The 16,251-nt window shown below is 29.9% G+C and carries 18 protein-coding genes; 10 read left to right on the top strand and 8 right to left on the bottom strand.

All coding sequences use genetic code 11. From position 1 onward, the window contains the following. Positions 1 to 148 precede the first annotated feature (148 nt). The 9 genes from HNQ03_RS14300 (at position 149) to tssR (ending at position 10,202) form a co-directional block, all read left to right on the top strand. The gene (locus tag HNQ03_RS14300; protein WP_173780380.1) at positions 149 to 2,026 is read left to right on the top strand and encodes a type VI secretion system baseplate subunit TssF; all 1,878 of its coding nucleotides are present in this window, start codon (positions 149 to 151) and stop codon (positions 2,024 to 2,026) included. 12 nt (positions 2,027 to 2,038) lie between these two features. Further along, complete coding sequence (locus tag HNQ03_RS14305) at positions 2,039 to 2,983, top strand: hypothetical protein (RefSeq protein WP_173780381.1); 945 nt, start codon at positions 2,039 to 2,041, stop codon at positions 2,981 to 2,983. Positions 2,984 to 3,013: 30 nt separating this feature from the next. Further along, entirely contained in the window at positions 3,014 to 3,916 is a 903-nt protein-coding gene (locus tag HNQ03_RS14310; protein WP_173780382.1) for a TssN family type VI secretion system protein, read from the top strand. Between the two features lie 6 nt (positions 3,917 to 3,922). Continuing rightward, positions 3,923 to 5,068: a hypothetical protein gene (locus HNQ03_RS14315; RefSeq protein ID WP_173780383.1), complete on the top strand. Its 1,146-nt coding sequence runs from the start codon at positions 3,923 to 3,925 to the stop codon at positions 5,066 to 5,068. Positions 5,069 to 5,134: 66 nt separating this feature from the next. Next, on the top strand, positions 5,135 to 5,806 hold the full coding sequence (locus tag HNQ03_RS14320; protein WP_173780384.1) for a response regulator transcription factor: 672 nt from the start codon (positions 5,135 to 5,137) through the stop codon (positions 5,804 to 5,806). A 4-nt stretch (positions 5,807 to 5,810) separates the two neighbouring features. Beyond that, positions 5,811 to 6,347, top strand: coding sequence for a type VI secretion system TssO (gene tssO, locus HNQ03_RS14325; protein ID WP_173780385.1), 537 nt, complete (start codon positions 5,811 to 5,813; stop codon positions 6,345 to 6,347). Position 6,348: 1 nt separating this feature from the next. Further along, a complete protein-coding gene (gene tssO / locus HNQ03_RS14330) occupies positions 6,349 to 6,852 on the top strand; it encodes a type VI secretion system TssO (protein WP_173780386.1) in 504 nt (167 codons plus the stop codon). A 35-nt stretch (positions 6,853 to 6,887) separates the two neighbouring features. After that, positions 6,888 to 7,811, top strand: a complete 924-nt coding sequence (locus HNQ03_RS14335; RefSeq protein WP_173780387.1) for a PKD domain-containing protein — start codon at positions 6,888 to 6,890, stop codon at positions 7,809 to 7,811. 15 nt (positions 7,812 to 7,826) lie between these two features. Then, positions 7,827 to 10,202, top strand: coding sequence for a type VI secretion system protein TssR (tssR, locus tag HNQ03_RS14340; RefSeq protein WP_173780388.1), 2,376 nt, complete (start codon positions 7,827 to 7,829; stop codon positions 10,200 to 10,202). A gap of 106 nt (positions 10,203 to 10,308) precedes the next feature. Here the strand turns inward: tssR and HNQ03_RS14345 are convergent, their stop codons facing one another. The 6 genes from HNQ03_RS14345 to HNQ03_RS14370 form a co-directional block, all read right to left on the bottom strand. Next, positions 10,309 to 10,560, bottom strand: coding sequence for a hypothetical protein (locus tag HNQ03_RS14345; RefSeq protein ID WP_173780389.1), 252 nt, complete (start codon positions 10,558 to 10,560; stop codon positions 10,309 to 10,311). 150 nt (positions 10,561 to 10,710) lie between these two features. After that, positions 10,711 to 11,667: a hypothetical protein gene (locus HNQ03_RS14350; protein WP_173780390.1), complete on the bottom strand. Its 957-nt coding sequence runs from the start codon at positions 11,665 to 11,667 to the stop codon at positions 10,711 to 10,713. Positions 11,668 to 11,688: 21 nt separating this feature from the next. After that, positions 11,689 to 12,609: a hypothetical protein gene (locus HNQ03_RS14355; protein WP_173780391.1), complete on the bottom strand. Its 921-nt coding sequence runs from the start codon at positions 12,607 to 12,609 to the stop codon at positions 11,689 to 11,691. A 123-nt stretch (positions 12,610 to 12,732) separates the two neighbouring features. Further along, positions 12,733 to 12,873: a hypothetical protein gene (locus tag HNQ03_RS14360; protein ID WP_173780392.1), complete on the bottom strand. Its 141-nt coding sequence runs from the start codon at positions 12,871 to 12,873 to the stop codon at positions 12,733 to 12,735. Beyond that, complete coding sequence (locus HNQ03_RS14365) at positions 12,849 to 13,355, bottom strand: hypothetical protein (protein WP_173780393.1); 507 nt, start codon at positions 13,353 to 13,355, stop codon at positions 12,849 to 12,851. Before HNQ03_RS14365 ends, HNQ03_RS14360 begins: the two co-directional genes overlap by 25 nt. Further along, on the bottom strand, positions 13,342 to 13,629 hold the full coding sequence (locus HNQ03_RS14370; protein ID WP_173780394.1) for an N-acetylmuramidase domain-containing protein: 288 nt from the start codon (positions 13,627 to 13,629) through the stop codon (positions 13,342 to 13,344). Before HNQ03_RS14370 ends, HNQ03_RS14365 begins: the two co-directional genes overlap by 14 nt. 143 nt (positions 13,630 to 13,772) lie before the next feature. On the opposite strand from HNQ03_RS14370, the gene HNQ03_RS14375 reads away from it, so the two are divergent. Beyond that, positions 13,773 to 15,130, top strand: a protein-coding gene (locus HNQ03_RS14375) for an IS3 family transposase (protein WP_382405026.1) whose coding sequence is annotated in 2 segments (ribosomal slippage) — positions 13,773 to 14,088 and positions 14,088 to 15,130 — 1,359 coding nt in all. Because the reading frame shifts where the segments join, the coding sequence is not laid out codon by codon here. 95 nt (positions 15,131 to 15,225) lie between these two features. Here the strand turns inward: HNQ03_RS14375 and HNQ03_RS14380 are convergent. Together HNQ03_RS14380 and HNQ03_RS14385 are read right to left on the bottom strand one after the other, a co-directional pair. After that, complete coding sequence (locus tag HNQ03_RS14380) at positions 15,226 to 15,681, bottom strand: hypothetical protein (RefSeq protein WP_173780395.1); 456 nt, start codon at positions 15,679 to 15,681, stop codon at positions 15,226 to 15,228. An 11-nt stretch (positions 15,682 to 15,692) separates the two neighbouring features. Beyond that, positions 15,693 to 16,097 carry a hypothetical protein gene (locus HNQ03_RS14385; RefSeq protein WP_173780396.1) on the bottom strand — a complete coding sequence of 135 codons (405 nt, stop codon included), beginning with the start codon at positions 16,095 to 16,097 and terminating at the stop codon, positions 15,693 to 15,695. Positions 16,098 to 16,251: the final 154 nt, after the last annotated feature.

Genomic DNA, 16,251 nt, shown 5'->3' on the forward strand with positions numbered 1-16,251 from the left:
TCTTTTCAACTCAACATACTACTATTCAATTCATTTGATTTTTAAAAATTAACATTTAGTTTAAATTATAATTTGTAATTTTATTTTTTGTGAATTTGAGCAAAATACTGCGTCAAGTCATCAATAAATATTGAAATTTTCAAAGATTATGAATTTAAATCAGCAAACATATTCAAAGGAAGCAATAAAAGCTAGAATGTTGCAGAGTGCAACCAAATTATGGGGTTTAAAAAACATTCAATCTTTGGATCCTTTTGTAAAATTACTTTTTGATGCTTTCAGCACGGAAATTTTCAAAGCTAATAATGAGATACAATCTATTAATGGTAGAATTTTAGAAAAATTATCGCGTTTATTAACACCTACAAAGTATGCACACCCAAATCCTGCCCACGCAGTTGCATATTCTTTTCCAGAGGAGGAAGATTTGGAAATTATGATGGAACATTCGGAATTTTTCCTGAAAAAACAACTTAATTCTCTCAAAAAAAATCAATCTGATAAGCAGTTAGAAATTTCTTTCACACCTGTAGATAGTGTAGAATTAATAAAAGCCCAAACCTCAATTATGATTGTGGGAAATACGGTATACAATGTGGATGAACAGCTTAATAAAATCCCCATTATCCGTTTAAATCCAAATGTTGAAAATTACAGAACTATTAAGCTTGGTATAGACATCAGCGAATATACTTCCGAAAAATTCCCTACTAAGATTTCCCTTTTTTGTTCTAATCCTACTTATGAAAATTTAGATTTTGTATACAGACTTTTGCCTTATGTAAAAGTATCTCATAACGATATCCCATTAAAAGTAAGCTCTGGACTTACCTACATTGAAGATATAAAAACGGAGGGATTTGAAAAAATGTTCGAAGAACAATCTATAAAACATAAGATTAAAAATGACATTAAAAGTACTTATAAAGACAAATTTATAGAAATTAATGGCATATCTCCTTCTATGTATAAAAAAATAGAAAAAGGTTTGCCTGCTGATTTGGAAGATGGAAATTCTGCTTGGGAACAGTATAGAGAAAAGAAAATTCTTTGGCTGAAATTTGAATTTCCACCTCAATTTACCGCAGAAATTTTAGAGAATTTTCTTTTTGTTTTAAATGCATTTCCAATATACAATCGCAACTGGAAAAAAACGGAATATGCACTGGATATTATGGGAAACAATATCCCTTTGGAAACTGCAGAAGAAGAATTTTTCTTATATGTAGATGAAGTGATTGCAGGCACAGGAAAAAAATATGCCGAAATTCCTTTTACACCATCTGGAGAGATGCAAAACGACTTGTACACCTTGAGAAAAGGTGGAATGGAAAGATTTACAAATCGTAATGCTACCGATTTGATGGCGCATGTGATGGAATTATTACGAGATGAGGTCGCTGCATTTTCTATAATTAATAGAGATAAAGTAAAAGATGTTTTTGGAGAAATTTCTGAAAAGATGAAAGGCCTCATGAAAAAAGTGGAAATCGCTAATAAAGAATTGCGGGAAGATGTTAACTATGTAATTATAGAACCGCTAGAAAGTTCTGCGCATACTTATGCTTCTTTCTGGGTTTCGCATTGTGAATTAGGAAATAGCATCCGACCTGGAACAGAATTAAATTCTCAAAAAAAATCGCAAAAAATAAGTTTGCTTACAGAATCTACTGGTGGAGCCGAAGAACAAAAACAATCTGATACAATACTAGCCTATAAATATGCGCTTACTACGAAAGACAAAATAATTTCTGTAGAAGATGTGAAAAACTATTGTAAAATGACATTGAAAGATTCTCTGAAAAGCATTGATGTGAGCAGAGGAACAATGATTAGCGATAAACCGCGCGAAGGATTTATTCGCACCGTGGATATAGAAATCGTCATTCAAGATTACTCTTTTCTAGGTAGCAAGTATTGGAATAATATGGCAATTATTATCAAAAACAATATAAAACTTAAAGCCATTGATGGAATTGTATATCGTTTAAATATTATTGAAGATGCAAGTCTTCTAGAAGCTTAGAATAAAAGATTCATGCAGAAAAATACTACTCATTTATCAAAATTAGATTATAATACACTTGGAACAGATTTTAAGGTGGAAGCAATTGCTGCCAATTTGCTAAAATATTATAACGCAGATACCAGTATATTCATCAAAAGAATAGGGTTGAATGATCGTCCTTATTTGAAGGATTTAAGAAAAATGTACCACAGCAATTTTGGTCTAGACGAAGAAACCATCATCATGGAAAGTTATAGAGAAAGTCTCTACGATTATCTACCAGAAGGTTTGTTTCACCCACCAACATTGGGAAATTTCAATAGAGGAGTTGAAAATGTAGTCAACGAAATAAAACATCAAAAAGAGGTAGAAAATAATGCACGTAATTTCTTTCAACCTTTTGAGCTAGAAGTCTTTAATACAGAAGTTACCACACTTTTGAAAGAGTCGGAATATTCTATCGCAGATCCTTCTAATATTTTAATAGACACTTTAGCAGAAATTTGGCCGCTCATCAATGAAGTTGATGAAAAAAATGCTAAAATTCTAATTTACATCTTACCTTTTTTACATGAAATAAAAGGGAATGTGAAAATGATAGAAGATTTCATTGGTGCTTTTTTAGATTTACCAGTTTCCATCACTTTTGAGCCAAATACCATAGATTCTTATGATGATATAGATAATTCTACCGTATTGGGAAATGCAAAATTAGGAATTACTTTAATACCAAATGGCAAACACATGGATGGAGAAAGGAATTGGAAAATAAATATTGGCCCAGTTCCTTACGCAGATATTTATAAATTTATTCCCGGTCATGCTTTCCGAAAATTACTTCTGAAAATTTACGATTATCTATTCCCAATTTCTGTGAAAATTTTTGAAGAATTTATTACAGAAAAAAATAATCATTCTTTTCAACTAAATAAAACTGAAAATACAAGCCGACTTAACTACTCCACATTCATATAATTTAATTATATTTAACAAAAAATAAAAACAATGGACTTAGGTTCTATTAAAGGAATTTTCCTTCGATATTTATTGATGCCAATTTTCGCATTTATTATGATTTACATAATGACGGCAATACGCAAAGGTAAACCAGATATAAAGATAAAAACCATCATCATCTATGTTTTGCTAAATTCATTAGCATTTATGCTGCTTGGCGTTTTAGGCGTTTCAGGAAATCTCTTTAGTCCATATTGGTATCTTTTCAGCATGTTTATATGTTTGGGATTGGGAATTTTGCACGTAAATCTTTTGCATCATTATTTCAGAAAACATTTTGATATCATGTGGAAAGCCATTCTATTTGATTTTGTACTCAGTATCACTTGTCTTTTAGTTGGTGGTTATCTTTTTTCATTTGTCTTCAATTTCGTTGGTAAAGGTTTGGGGAATGAATATATGGCAGCAACAAGCTTACTTATTTTCATTGTACCGTTGGTTTTTTATTATACCTATATTCAATTTATCAGCATTCCGTTTGATATCTACAAAACTTGGCAATTTGATCCAGAACAAAAAGCCTACAATTTTAAAGGGGTAGATTTTGATCAATTGATGGTTCTTAATGTAGAATTGAGCAAGATTGTAGACGATCAGCAACGATTTAATATAAAAGCCAAAACATTGCCTACAGAAATTACTTTTGGAGAATGGTTTTTCCGCGTAGTAGATGATTACAATTTCAAAAATTCCAATTCCAAAATTGAATTATTTGATGAGACTGGCAAAGCTTATTACTGGATATTCTATGTGAAAAAATCTTTTTTCAGCATGAGAAAATATATCGATTTTGAACAAGATATTATTAGTAATAAATTGACAGAAAACGAATACGTAATCTGCAAAAGAGTAATACACAACAAAGAAGAAGGTCACGCATTTAATAAATAAAACACTATGATAGAGCCAATAAAACATTACGCCGTTAATTGGATAGATGGAATGAAAATTTCAAGAGAGCATCTTGTACAGCAAGAGAATTTCATTATAGATGCTGTAAGAGATGCAAATTCTGTGGGTATTAATATTTTTAATTACGGATTGCTACCTTACTCAGATAATTTTGGTGATAAAAGAATATTTGAAATACAATCTACAGCAACAAATGACGCTCAGTTAATCATCAAAAAACTATCTGCCGTTACACTTGCAGGCCATAGAATAGAAATAAATGATTATAAAGTAAACATCCGCACGCTTGCAAAGGAATTAGATTCCGATAGTAACGAAAGCAATGGAGATTATTATATTCTGGCATCCGTAAATCCTTTTGATAAGGTTTCATTTGGCGAAATAGACCCAGAAGAAATTCCACCAAGACATCCTTTTACAAAATCTAATTCCAAAATAGAGCTTGTAGAAACTTCTTTATTATCTGGCGGAAATTCTGGCGGAAATTATATTATACTGGGGAAAGTTGCCATTAAATCTGGCATCGCACAAATAGACGAATATTTTGTTCCACCTTGCACTTCTATAGAAAGCCATCCAAAATTAGTAGAATATTACAACCAATATTCACAATCTACAAGCAATTTAAGACTATACGCTTTTAAAATTTTACAAAAAGTAGCACACAAAAACCAAAATACAGAATTAGCTACTAATGTGAAAATGGTTTGCAAATCTATTGTACATCATATTGGCGAAAATTATTTTCAATTCAAAAACATGGTCTACTTTCAGCCACCAATATTTTTGATGAATGTTTTTTCTAAATTAGCTCTTCATTTATATAACGATACGCAAATGATGATACCTTCAGAATTGGAGGAAATGCTCAATTATAGTTTGGAATGGAGTGAAGTTGCGCCTCATACTCTTTTAAATCAATTGTCTGCAGCTGCAGAAATAGATTACAAGCATCACGACAGTGGCGAGATTTTTCGCAATATACAAATCATGTTGAAAAGCTTAGAACAAGTATTAGGAAAATTGAGTGAACTAGATTATATAGGGCAAAGAAAAGAAAATGTGATTGTAAATGAGCAGCAAATAAAATCTACCTCAGACCCTAAAAAAGGATGGAGCGTTTTAGATTAATGATAAAATGAAATTCTTTTTCGGTATCATGAATTTTTTTTTCTAAATAATATCAAAAGTTATTAAATGGTTAATAATATTTCTAATTTAGTTCGGTTTTCCATTGCAGAAAGTGATTATTACTTTAAGCAATTTCTGATAAAAATGCTCGAAGAAAATCCTTTTTATTCAATTGTAAACGATTGTAATAATGGAAATGAGCTGATCAATAGATTGTATAGAAAACAGGAAGATATGTTTATATTAAATTTATTCATGCCTATTTTAAGTGGTATTGAAGCTATAAAATTTATAAGACAAACCAATACAACTGTCCCAATTTTAGCATACTCTTCTACTTATCAAGAAGATATGGCAATTTTGCTGGATACTATGCCCAATGTTTTCTATTGCCAAAAGAGCAGCATCATCATCAAAGATATTTTGAGTAATAGCATCCTTTCCGAAACCTCGGATTATGAAGAATATAAAAAAGAATGGGCATCGCAGTCGCAATCTGTGCAAGATTATATGGCGCGCCAAAAAAGAGAGCAGCAAGAACTTTCTGTAACAGAAATTCAAATAATAAAGCTGTCTTATGAAGGATATAGCAACAAAGAAATTGGTGATAGAATAAACCTGAGTGCGAGAACTATTGATACCTATATCATTAGGCTTACAGAAAAACTAGGACTGAAAAGTAAACTAGATTTGGTGAGGTTTTGTGTAGAAAAAGGATACTATAACTCAAGTATTTAAAAAAATGATGAAATCATACGGACAAAAAAGATTAAATAAAACGGATGTACAAAAAGGGACGAGGAATTTCATTTTGTCATTTTTAATACTGTGTGGAACTACATTCTGTACAGTTTTTTTATTTTTTAAAAGTGCAGACATGCAGAATAGAGAAATACGAGAAGATTATGAAGCGTATAGAAATATGTTGGGTAGAAGTGAACTTCTTAATATTAAACTAGACGAAATTTATGAGAAAATGACGCAAATGAGTAGCGATCAAATGCAGAATGATGTATTTTTACGCAATTCTATCATAGATGATATACAAGTTGGGAAAGAACTAATTGCCGAAGATAGTGCCACAAATCTTAAACATATTTCCATCCTATTTAAGAATATGGAACCTATGATTAACTATAAAAATGAACTTCTAAAAAAGAAGATAGAAAAAAACAATATTTCGAGACTTTTAAATGAGTGTATCCAAAAGAACGGTACCGTAAATACTAATATTCAGAGAAAGAATATCGAGAAAGGAAAACTTTTTAAAAATAAATAAAATGCAAATAAATATAGCATTATCTAAAAAAGAAAAGAGACACTACTTTTTGTATCTTTTAGGATTATTGATGATTACCATATTGGTCATTTCTGCCATTACGCTCAGAAAATATAAATCGCCATTTTCCGGATCAGACCTTTATACCGTTCTGGTATTAGAAGAAAAAGCAAAATTTGACGAAGCACAAAAATCTATGCAAAAAAGATTGGATACCACTTTCACGCAAATAGATAAACTAGATCCCCAAAAATTTGGGGTGATGGAAGACAATAATATCAGCGTTGGAATCAGTGATATTGAAAATGCTTTTAAAATTACAACTGTGAAAGATCCTAGATCTAAGGGATATCCAAGAATAGCCAATTTTTATAAAATGTACCAAATAGACAAAAAAAACCTACAAACAACCCAAGAAAACATTGATCTTTTTAAAATTAAACATGCAAACTGCTTATCCAATGTGAAAGAAAAATCACAGATGATGAATATGCAGGGAAACTAGTACTAGAAAGCAGAATAAAAAAAAACTAAAAAACTATGAACTATATTCAAAAAAATAGAAAGAACATTTTGCTAATATCTGCTGGTGTTATCATTCTCGCAGGTCTCCTCATTTGGCTGCTGCAAGACAAAGCTTACACATCAGACGATATGGTAGCTACTGTATATCCTAACTCTATAACTGTAGGCGAAGCTGTAAAATTTGAAGACAATACTACCTTTGGAAAAGAAAGAAAATGGATTTTTGCGGATGGATATGAAACTACCGACAACAAAGGTGCTCATATATTTAATAAACCTGGATACTATCAAATATCTTTAATTGTAGATAATAAATACACAAAAACGTTTCCTATACTAGTTTCAGCAGCTGTAGCTTCATCCGATAGTCTTCAAGCAGTGTCTACTACTATTGATGCGCCATCGCAAGCTATGCAGTTAGAAAATGTTTTGTTTCGCGCTGTTTCTAGCGATGCAAAAATCTACTCTTGGAGTTTTGGCGAATCTGGAAATATTGATGCAAAAGATAAAGTATCAACATATGCATTTACAAAACCTGGAAGTTATGTAGTAACCTTGTATACAGATATAGATGAAGAACCAATCATTCATCAAATAAAAATATTACCTTCTTATCCTGCAGAAGAATTGCAAGAAATTGCAGCTGTAGAGCCAACAAAAGAAGACATCATCAATAAAATAAATGATGATTTTAGATACCACCTCCAGCAAATAGCTAATGGTAAAGATTTTAATTTTCATTATTACTATTTGCTAAGAACTTATCTATGCAATAAAAATAATATTTCTGTAGCCGCAAATGACAAAAATGTATCTTTTTATTACTATTGCACAGGTCTTCAATTTGATAAAAACAACATCATTCAAGAAGTGACAACTACTGTAGATACCGGACAAAACTGTGTAACCAAGGTAGAAGTAAAACAAAGTAAAGAATAAAAACGAATTTCCATTATGAAAAATAAAATAACACCAGCAATCTATTTTCTTATAATAGGTTCCATTATCACAGGCTGCAAAGTTAAAATACCTTCTAATACAACACCAGATTCTGCTGACTATGGAAGCATTGAACAAACAAAAATAAAAGATGGTTTCCCTTTGGAGAGTGAACCTTGGGTTGTGATTTCTGATAGGGACAACAATGTTGTTTTTATGAAAAAAGGTGATGAAAAATCTCCAAAACAAATGAAATTTCTAGAGCCACTACTTGTGGTAAAGCATTCTTCTATGAAAGGATTGGTGAAAGTTGCAGAATATAATCCAGCTGCACTATTGCAAAAAATTCCTTCAAAATCGGTAAAAACTTATGGTTGGATACCAGAAGATCAACTTCTGCTTTGGACGAATTCTGTAAAAAACAGCGCCAATGGTTTTAATATTAAAGCTACCTTAACGCCAAATAATGCTGAAGTATTGAAGCATGGAGAAAAATATGTGAAAAATGATTCCGTTGTATTTTATACATCACCAGATCTTACCAGCCAAGCAAAAGCAAAAATTCCAGTAGGACAATTGGTTTATATTTATAAAAAAGCCGAAGACAACAAAAGATATTTGGTAGGAAAAACACCTTCTGTAAAAATTGATAGCATAGAAGGGAATATATACGGTTGGGTAAACTCTAATATGGTTACACTTTGGGGAGATCAATCTGCAATACGTGTATCTCCAGATTACAAAACTGCAGAAGATAATCAATTATACATCACCAAAGATAGCCATGAAAATGCACCTAAAAGCAAATTTCCAGTATCTGATGCTGTAAATAGAACTCCTTTGGAAAACATCATCAGTACAGAACCATTGAACCCAAAGAGCGCAGATAAAGGAAAATTTTACAGCAACGCTTTGGATTATAGTAATAATTTCATTTATAATATACTGGGACAACCATTATACTATACGAGATACAAAGAAATTATTAATAAAAATAAAAATTTAAATATTGTATTAACTGTTGATGCAGGAAATGAAAACGACCAGAATATTGCGGTTGCGAAATCTACTTTGCAAGATTTATCTTTAAAATTAAAAACAATACCCTACTTTCAAAAAATAAATTTTGGTGTTGTATTGTATAAAAACAATTCTTGCGGTGACAATGTTGCGGCATCCGAATTTACAAAAGATCCAGAAAAGATATCCCAGTTTATAGATAAACAAATGGTATTGATGAAATGTGGCAGCAATACCAGCAACCAACCAATGCAGGAAGGTATGGAAATGGCTGGTCAGGTTTTGAAAGCACACAAAGATGAAACAAATGTAGTAATTCTTATTGGTGGAAATTCCAATTCTCAATACAGCATGAATAATGCTATAACTACGCTATCTGCCTCTAGAGCTAGAATTATTTCTTACCAAACCTACTCAGGTATGTCTGAAAATTCTAACAATTTTGTAATCCAATCGGAAGATATGATTACCAACTCTGGTAAAAATATAGCAGAACTAGAAAAAGAAAGGATTGCTGATCAAATGATGATTTCTAATAAAAACGATTACAATTTGATGCAACAAGACGATGGATTGTATTCTTTAGATTATCCAAAGAAAAGTATGTGGCAAGGTTTCGTAATCTATCCTAAAAAAGGTGAATTTAATTCAAATTCCTTTCTTTCTAAAAGTTTGGACACGCTACTTTCCCAAGCGAGTGCGCAAAATATAGTTTTAGAAAAATCTCTCACAAAATATTTTCAATCTCCGATTGCAAATACAAAAACGATAGTGAAGGGAGATTTCAAATCCGAATATTCTGATGCTCCACCTACTTTGGCTGCAGAAACATCTGCACAATTTGTGAAATATAACAATCCGTTTTTTGTGAAAGGAACTTATTCTGAAGATTTCAAAAATTACTATCCTATCGTTCAAAAAGGTGTTTTAGTTTCCGAAGAAGATTATAATAGACTTAGAAATATGTACAATGAGATTTATGAGGAAACGCAATCCTTCAGTCCAAACTTTTCTCAAAGAAGTGCGGTAAATTCTTATCTAAAAGTATTGAAAAAGTATAATTTAACTACAGAAAATTTAAAATCTGGAGATTTAAATACCAAATCAATGGCATATACAGTAGCTTTAACTACAGGTTTTGATAATTCTGCAGAAGAAATACTATCTAAATATAAAATTGTTGGATGGAAGAAATCTAAAGTAGTTTCTTCAGAAGCTGTGAAAGCATATTTCAAACAATATAGATTGTTGGGAGATCGTTTGTTGGAAAACAAAAACAATCCTAAGATACAAATAGATCAAAATGGAGAAACCTATTATTGGTTAAGCAATTACTTTGCACCACTAATCACGCCATTAGAAATATTATAAAATAAAAAAGACTGAAATTTAATTATTTCAGTCTTTTTTTAAACATATATCTTAAATTATATTTCATTGATTTTGATAGAAGAATTACAATTTAAAGTTAGTATTTTTATACTTCTAAATTGTACTGTTTTTGGGGGAGCCTACATTTGTCAGAATCAGCACTATAATTCCAATTTGCATCTATTCCTTTATTATATTTCTCCTGGGTGATTTTTAATGCTGGTGTATCACTTATGTCATCAATAATTTTCATTTTTGGATTGGTGAAAATTCTATCGTCAAGCACATCGATGGTATTTTTTTCCCAAACGATGTATTGAAAATATTCACCAATCCTATTGGTAGTTTTTATCCGCATTTTTACAGAATCACCTACTTTTATTTTTTGCGTTGCATTTCCTTTGACATCTATAAAATATGTATGCGTTATTTTACCCTTTTTATCAGATTTTGGTGGTCTATTGGTAGTCCAGGAAATATAGCACTGTCTTTTTTGGAAGAGTCAGGTTCAAAGATCTATTATTTTTCCGAACTTATTGATGATATATTTTTTTTCTTTATTATTAGTTTTTACAGAAATAATAAAATTGGAATCTATCGTAAAGGAAGTTGCTTCTATTGTTGTTTTTTCATTTTCTGGTTCAAACCACTCACCTTCAACATAAAGGTTTGAGATAATTTTGTTGTCTAAAATTGTAAACAAATAGTAATTGTATAAAAAGTCTCCACAATCTTGCGGAATTAAAATTAATCCAATTTTTCCTTTTTTAGGTAAAGAGACATACCGCAAATTTTCATCCCCACAACTAAATTCAGCTGCCCCGATTAAGTTTATCGTTTTTTGCGTTTCATATTTAACAGTATTTATATTAATTTTCTTTTTATAAATTATTCCATTTGCTTTTTTTACTAAAGAATTTGTCAAGTCGGAATTTTCTCCATTTTTAATGTAAGTATAAATACAGCCATTATCCTCAATAAATAAATAATTATGGATAAAAAAAGCATCTTGAAAATATTCGTCTAATTTTGATGATTTGTCATAAGCCTTTTTATTTCTTATTGTTTTAATTTTAAAAGGAAAGCTTAAATTTAGTTCTTCATTTAATCTTTTTTTATATGTTTCTAATAAATATTTTTTTTCAAAATAAGATTTTGGCGTTAATTCAGTTATATATACATCATCTGTATATTTACTATCTACATAAACAGAATCCCCAATTAGATTAAATGAAAAATTCTTATATTTTTCATTCTCGCAAATATAATTACTTTCAGGTGACAACGAAAAAACTTTAAAAAATTTCCAATTTTTTGCATCTTTTTTTTCAATATTTTTTTTTCCTTCAATTTTTATTTCCTTCTGATCTTTTTGTTTTTGCGAAGATATTTTATCACAAGAAAATAGTAATAAAATTATAAAACTTAAAAAAAAAGCGCTTGGTTTTCTAGTGTGTTGAGTCATATAAATTATAGATAAAAATACTTATTTTTTTATAAACTCACCATTTGTACTGATTAAATATTTGAATTTCTCAACCTTATCAATTTTGCTATCTATTAAATGACTTTTAGTAATATTTATGTTTGAAAGATTATCAATATTAAAAATGAGTATCGTCTCATCTCTTATATTTTTTTCATCTTTTTCAATGTCCCATGAATCAGATTCAATTTCTAATTTGTCAATAATTTTACCATTTTTTACCGAAACAATATCTTTAAATGGAAAATCTCCACAATCATTTTCTAAAATAAAAATTTCAACACTATTGTAATTACCTAGTGACATTCCTTTTACAGAATTATCGCCACAACCGTACGATTCGATGATTTCTTTATACAGTTGCATTGTGATATCTTTTCCTTTATAATTTTCCGAGGTAAGATTTACTATTTTGGAATTGTTTTGTGATGATAAAATTACTTCTTCTTTTTTCTTAACAAGAAAAGCGTCTAAAGGACAATAAAATTCGCCAATTGGTTTTTTGGTAACTTGCCAATGTAGTTTACCTTCTGATAAAGTTAATTTTGCTTCTCCATTTTCAGCACCAAAAAAACTCATGAAAGAAATAATAATTCCATCATTATCTTTTTTTATTTCTTTGATATTTATTTCCTTATCGGTTGCACAATCTATTTTATTTCCATGTTTTGCAACAGCACAATAATATCCTTCTAAGAATTGTTTTTTATTTTTTGAAAAATTTATTGAAAACGTGTGATCGTTAACGGAATTAGAAGTATTTGCGAGAGTCCATTCTCCGATAAAATCATCGAGATTAAGTTCTTGCTTACTATTTACAATGAGGTTATTGTTAATTTCTGGTTTTGGCGTGTCATTGCTTTGTTTACATGAGAACAAAGAAAACACGATTAAGAAAGTTGTTAATATTGTTTTATCCATAATTTAATTTTACAAAGTATAATTTAAACATTCATCTACTCTGTTATGCCAACCTTTTAAAAATTTCAAATTTTTAGTTGGTTTCCCATTATCATCATACGCCAAGTCAGTATAATATTTTTTTCAAATTTCCGCAATTCTATTAAGTAATTTATCTTGATCTGAAACGTTATTTAATGCCTTAATTGTATTTGGACCAATTCCTCCATCTTCATAATCTTTGTTATTAATTTTTATTTTTATTTTTGTAAAGTCTTTACGCATTTTTTAAGTTTATTATTTAAAGGGCGATATTTGGTTGATGACGATAATATCTCATTTACAATTTCTGAACACATTAATTTTTCGACTTCAGAACTATTCTTATTGATAGTTGTCCGAACAATTTTATCAATCTTTATAGGAATCGATTTAGATAAATAGTAATCTTCGTAAATATTAGCATTTTCACCAATTTCTGTATTTATTATGATATTATTTCTATCATAAATAATTTGCGTGTAGTATTTTTCTTTAATTAAATCGTTTTTTATTGGTTGAAAAAAATCGAAATTTTGATGATATTTTGAACCATTCAAAATTTCTAAATTATAATTATTAGTAATATTTACGATTACGGAATCACTCGGATTTGAAATGACCTTTTTTTCCAGTTTTTGATTAACATGATAAGAAGCGCTGCTTGTTTTTTCACAACCTCCTAATGTAATAACTATAATAAGAAAACAATATTTATAATTTATCATATTCATTTTTCATTTTTGTGTGATAATTGTTTTTTGCATAATCTAGACCATTATATAGTTCTGCTATTTTGTTCCAATTTTTTTCTTTCATTGCTTTTATCATCGTACCTCCAGTCACATCCTTCAAATAAGTTTTAAAATAAGCAAAATGTTGAACTTCACACATATTCATAGCTTCTTCCATTTCATTCGGTGTGGAATACAAATAATTATAATATTTACCCATCACTTGAAACTTTCCCCAAGAACAGCTTTGAATCGCATAAATCAACATTTTCTACATAAGTTTCTATTTTAAACTCTACTTTTTCTAAAATTACAGAATTGTTTGTAAATCGTCAGCAAAAAGTGGACTGCTTTTAACTTAAACTAAGATAGTGTTTTTGTAATAAAAAATTAATTTTAAATTTGAATATTATGAAAACCCCAAGAAAACCTACGCCGGAAACCTACATCAAAGATATCCGCAGAAAAACCAGACGTATATTTACAGCAGAACAGAAGATTCTCATTGTTATGGAAGCATTGAGAGCAGAAACTTCCGTAGCAGAATTATGCCGAAAACACGCCATCCAAGAATCCACATTTTACAAATGGAACAAAGAATTTTTGGAAGCTGGTAAAAAACGACTTTCCGGTGATGTAGTTCGTGAAGCCACTTCCGATGAAGTAAACCAGCTTCGGGAAGAGAATAGAAAACTAAAAGAAACCGTTGCTGATCTGGTCATTCGGTACGATATTATAAAAAAAAGTTTAGACATTATGGATTAACTCATCAATACCAAAAATACATGAGATTATCCGCACATGAGAAATTAGAAATCATCCAAATCGTTACCCAAAGCGAGATTGGTGTGAATCGAACTTTAAAAGAACTTGGTCTTGCAAAAAGCACCTTTTACAATTGGTACCATCTGTTTTTAGAAAAAGGAGAAGCCGGTTTTTTTTCTTCCCCCAATTCTACGCGCAGACAATGGAACAGTATTCCTGAAGAAGAAAAAAACCTTGTAGTAGAAGTAGCTTTGGAACATTCTGAACTTTCCAGTAGAGAATTGGCGCACAAAATTACCGATGAGCAAGGTGTTTTTATTTCAGAATCAAGTGTTTATAGAATTTTAAAAAAACGGTGCTTAATTACCGCGCCTTCTCATATTCTTCTTTCAGCAGCAAATGAATTTAAGGATAAAACCAATTTTGTACATGAAATGTGGCAGACTGATTTTACTTATTTCAAAATTATTGGTTGGGGATGGTACTATTTGAGCACAGTTTTAGACGATTTTAGCCGTTACATTGTTCACTGGGAACTTTGTAAAAACATGAAAGTAAATGATGTAAAAAGAACCGTAGATGCTGCTGTAACAAAGGCTGGATTGAAAAAAGGGCAGGCTCCGAAGTTACTTTCGGATAATGGATCTTGTTATGTTGCCTCGGAAATAAAAACCTACTTGAACGACCAGTACGAAATGAAGCAGGTTCACGGCAGACCAGCTCATCCGCAAACACAAGGGAAAATTGAACGATACCATAGAACAATGAAAAATGTAGTAAAACTTCACTTTTATTATAGTCCAGAAGAATTGGAAAAATCTTTGGAAGAATTTGTAAGTCGCTACAATAATGAGCGTTACCACGAATCTTTGAAAAACCTCACTCCAGCCGATGTTTATTATGGTAGAGCCGATGAAATTTTGAAACAACGTGAAATAATTAAACAAAAAACAATGCAAAAAAGAAAACGAAATTATTATCAACAAAAAATGTTAGCAGTATGAAAAAAGTTATTCTAGAAAATTTTTGAGCCATAAAAGCTCAAAAAAATTTTACGGAAATAACTTTTTATACTATCTTTAAAAATTGAAAACACTATCTAACGAAAAGTCCAAATTCTTTTGACGACATACACAAAATTATCATAATTAATGTTTGATAATGCAAATTTATTAAGCATTGTGTTTTTTTCATAATCAAAATAAAAATAAATGTCTTCTACACTTTCTTTATTCCCTATTAAAGATGTTATTGCTGAAATATTATCGTTAAAAATTATTTTATTATAATAAATGAATTTATTGTTATATTCATTTTTTACGCCTTCTTGCAAAACATACTTTTTAATATATTCTTGTTCAAAAGGATACGTGTTCATATATTGTTGTTCAATATTAATTTCATAACCTTTTTGATTAAAAAGAATGATAATTTCTTTATCTAAATTTTCTATTCCAAAATATGTTTTCAATTTTTCTAAAAAATCTTTTTTATCTATAGTTTTGTAACTATTTTTTAGTAGCAATGATTTCAGAGTTTGTGAAATGTTTTCCATATTTTTTGTTCTTAATTTAAATCGAAACGATAAAATAGATAGGGTGATTTATTTTTACTTCGTGCAGAATTAACCAATTTTTCAGAATTAGATATATCTGGAGAAATGCCATAAAATTGATTATTTTTTTTTAATAAAGTTAATACGAGTTTTTGCTTATTCCCATTAATTTTTAAAGGGAGTTCAGATTTATCTTCATTTTTTTCATATAGTTCAATGGTTTCCCCTTTTATCCAATAATCACATTTATAATTAATAGGATATCCTCCAGGAGATTCTGAAGGAAATTCACTATCCATCCTATCATCATTGGTATATGTAATCTCATTTGGAGTTATTTTAACTTCATACCAACCAATTCTGCTTTTAATTTCTGAATAAGTATTTAATTTTTGATTATCAGAATTAATATACACTCCTACCCATTCATCTAATGAAGAAATTTTAGCGTTTTTTGATACATTTATCTTGGAAATATGGTAATAGCGTGATTAATTCCTGGACACATAAATTAGTAATAACCTTAAATTTGTGTCATGAGTTTACATCGAAAAAAATGGAAGCAAAAAG

Origin of the sequence: Frigoriflavimonas asaccharolytica (assembly GCF_013294015.1) — a bacterium.
Classification (GTDB): domain Bacteria; phylum Bacteroidota; class Bacteroidia; order Flavobacteriales; family Weeksellaceae; genus Frigoriflavimonas; species Frigoriflavimonas asaccharolytica.

Bases quoted from the DNA above. Each gene is read 5' to 3' on its own strand.
- HNQ03_RS14310 (WP_173780382.1), top strand. From the start codon at position 3,014: ATGGACTTAGGTTCTATTAAAGGAATTTTCCTTCGATATTTATTGATG.
- HNQ03_RS14365 (WP_173780393.1), bottom strand. From the start codon at position 13,355: ATGATAAATTATAAATATTGTTTTCTTATTATAGTTATTACATTAGGA.
- HNQ03_RS14300 (WP_173780380.1), top strand. From the start codon at position 149: ATGAATTTAAATCAGCAAACATATTCAAAGGAAGCAATAAAAGCTAGA.
- tssO (WP_173780385.1), top strand. From the start codon at position 5,811: ATGATGAAATCATACGGACAAAAAAGATTAAATAAAACGGATGTACAA.
- HNQ03_RS14335 (WP_173780387.1), top strand. From the start codon at position 6,888: ATGAACTATATTCAAAAAAATAGAAAGAACATTTTGCTAATATCTGCT.
- HNQ03_RS14355 (WP_173780391.1), bottom strand. From the start codon at position 12,609: ATGGATAAAACAATATTAACAACTTTCTTAATCGTGTTTTCTTTGTTC.
- HNQ03_RS14380 (WP_173780395.1), bottom strand. From the start codon at position 15,681: ATGGAAAACATTTCACAAACTCTGAAATCATTGCTACTAAAAAATAGT.
- HNQ03_RS14345 (WP_173780389.1), bottom strand. From the start codon at position 10,560: ATGCGGATAAAAACTACCAATAGGATTGGTGAATATTTTCAATACATC.
- HNQ03_RS14360 (WP_173780392.1), bottom strand. From the start codon at position 12,873: ATGCGTAAAGACTTTACAAAAATAAAAATAAAAATTAATAACAAAGAT.
- tssO (WP_173780386.1), top strand. From the start codon at position 6,349: ATGCAAATAAATATAGCATTATCTAAAAAAGAAAAGAGACACTACTTT.
- HNQ03_RS14350 (WP_173780390.1), bottom strand. From the start codon at position 11,667: ATGACTCAACACACTAGAAAACCAAGCGCTTTTTTTTTAAGTTTTATA.
- HNQ03_RS14320 (WP_173780384.1), top strand. From the start codon at position 5,135: ATGGTTAATAATATTTCTAATTTAGTTCGGTTTTCCATTGCAGAAAGT.
- HNQ03_RS14305 (WP_173780381.1), top strand. From the start codon at position 2,039: ATGCAGAAAAATACTACTCATTTATCAAAATTAGATTATAATACACTT.
- tssR (WP_173780388.1), top strand. From the start codon at position 7,827: ATGAAAAATAAAATAACACCAGCAATCTATTTTCTTATAATAGGTTCC.
- HNQ03_RS14370 (WP_173780394.1), bottom strand. From the start codon at position 13,629: ATGTTGATTTATGCGATTCAAAGCTGTTCTTGGGGAAAGTTTCAAGTG.
- HNQ03_RS14315 (WP_173780383.1), top strand. From the start codon at position 3,923: ATGATAGAGCCAATAAAACATTACGCCGTTAATTGGATAGATGGAATG.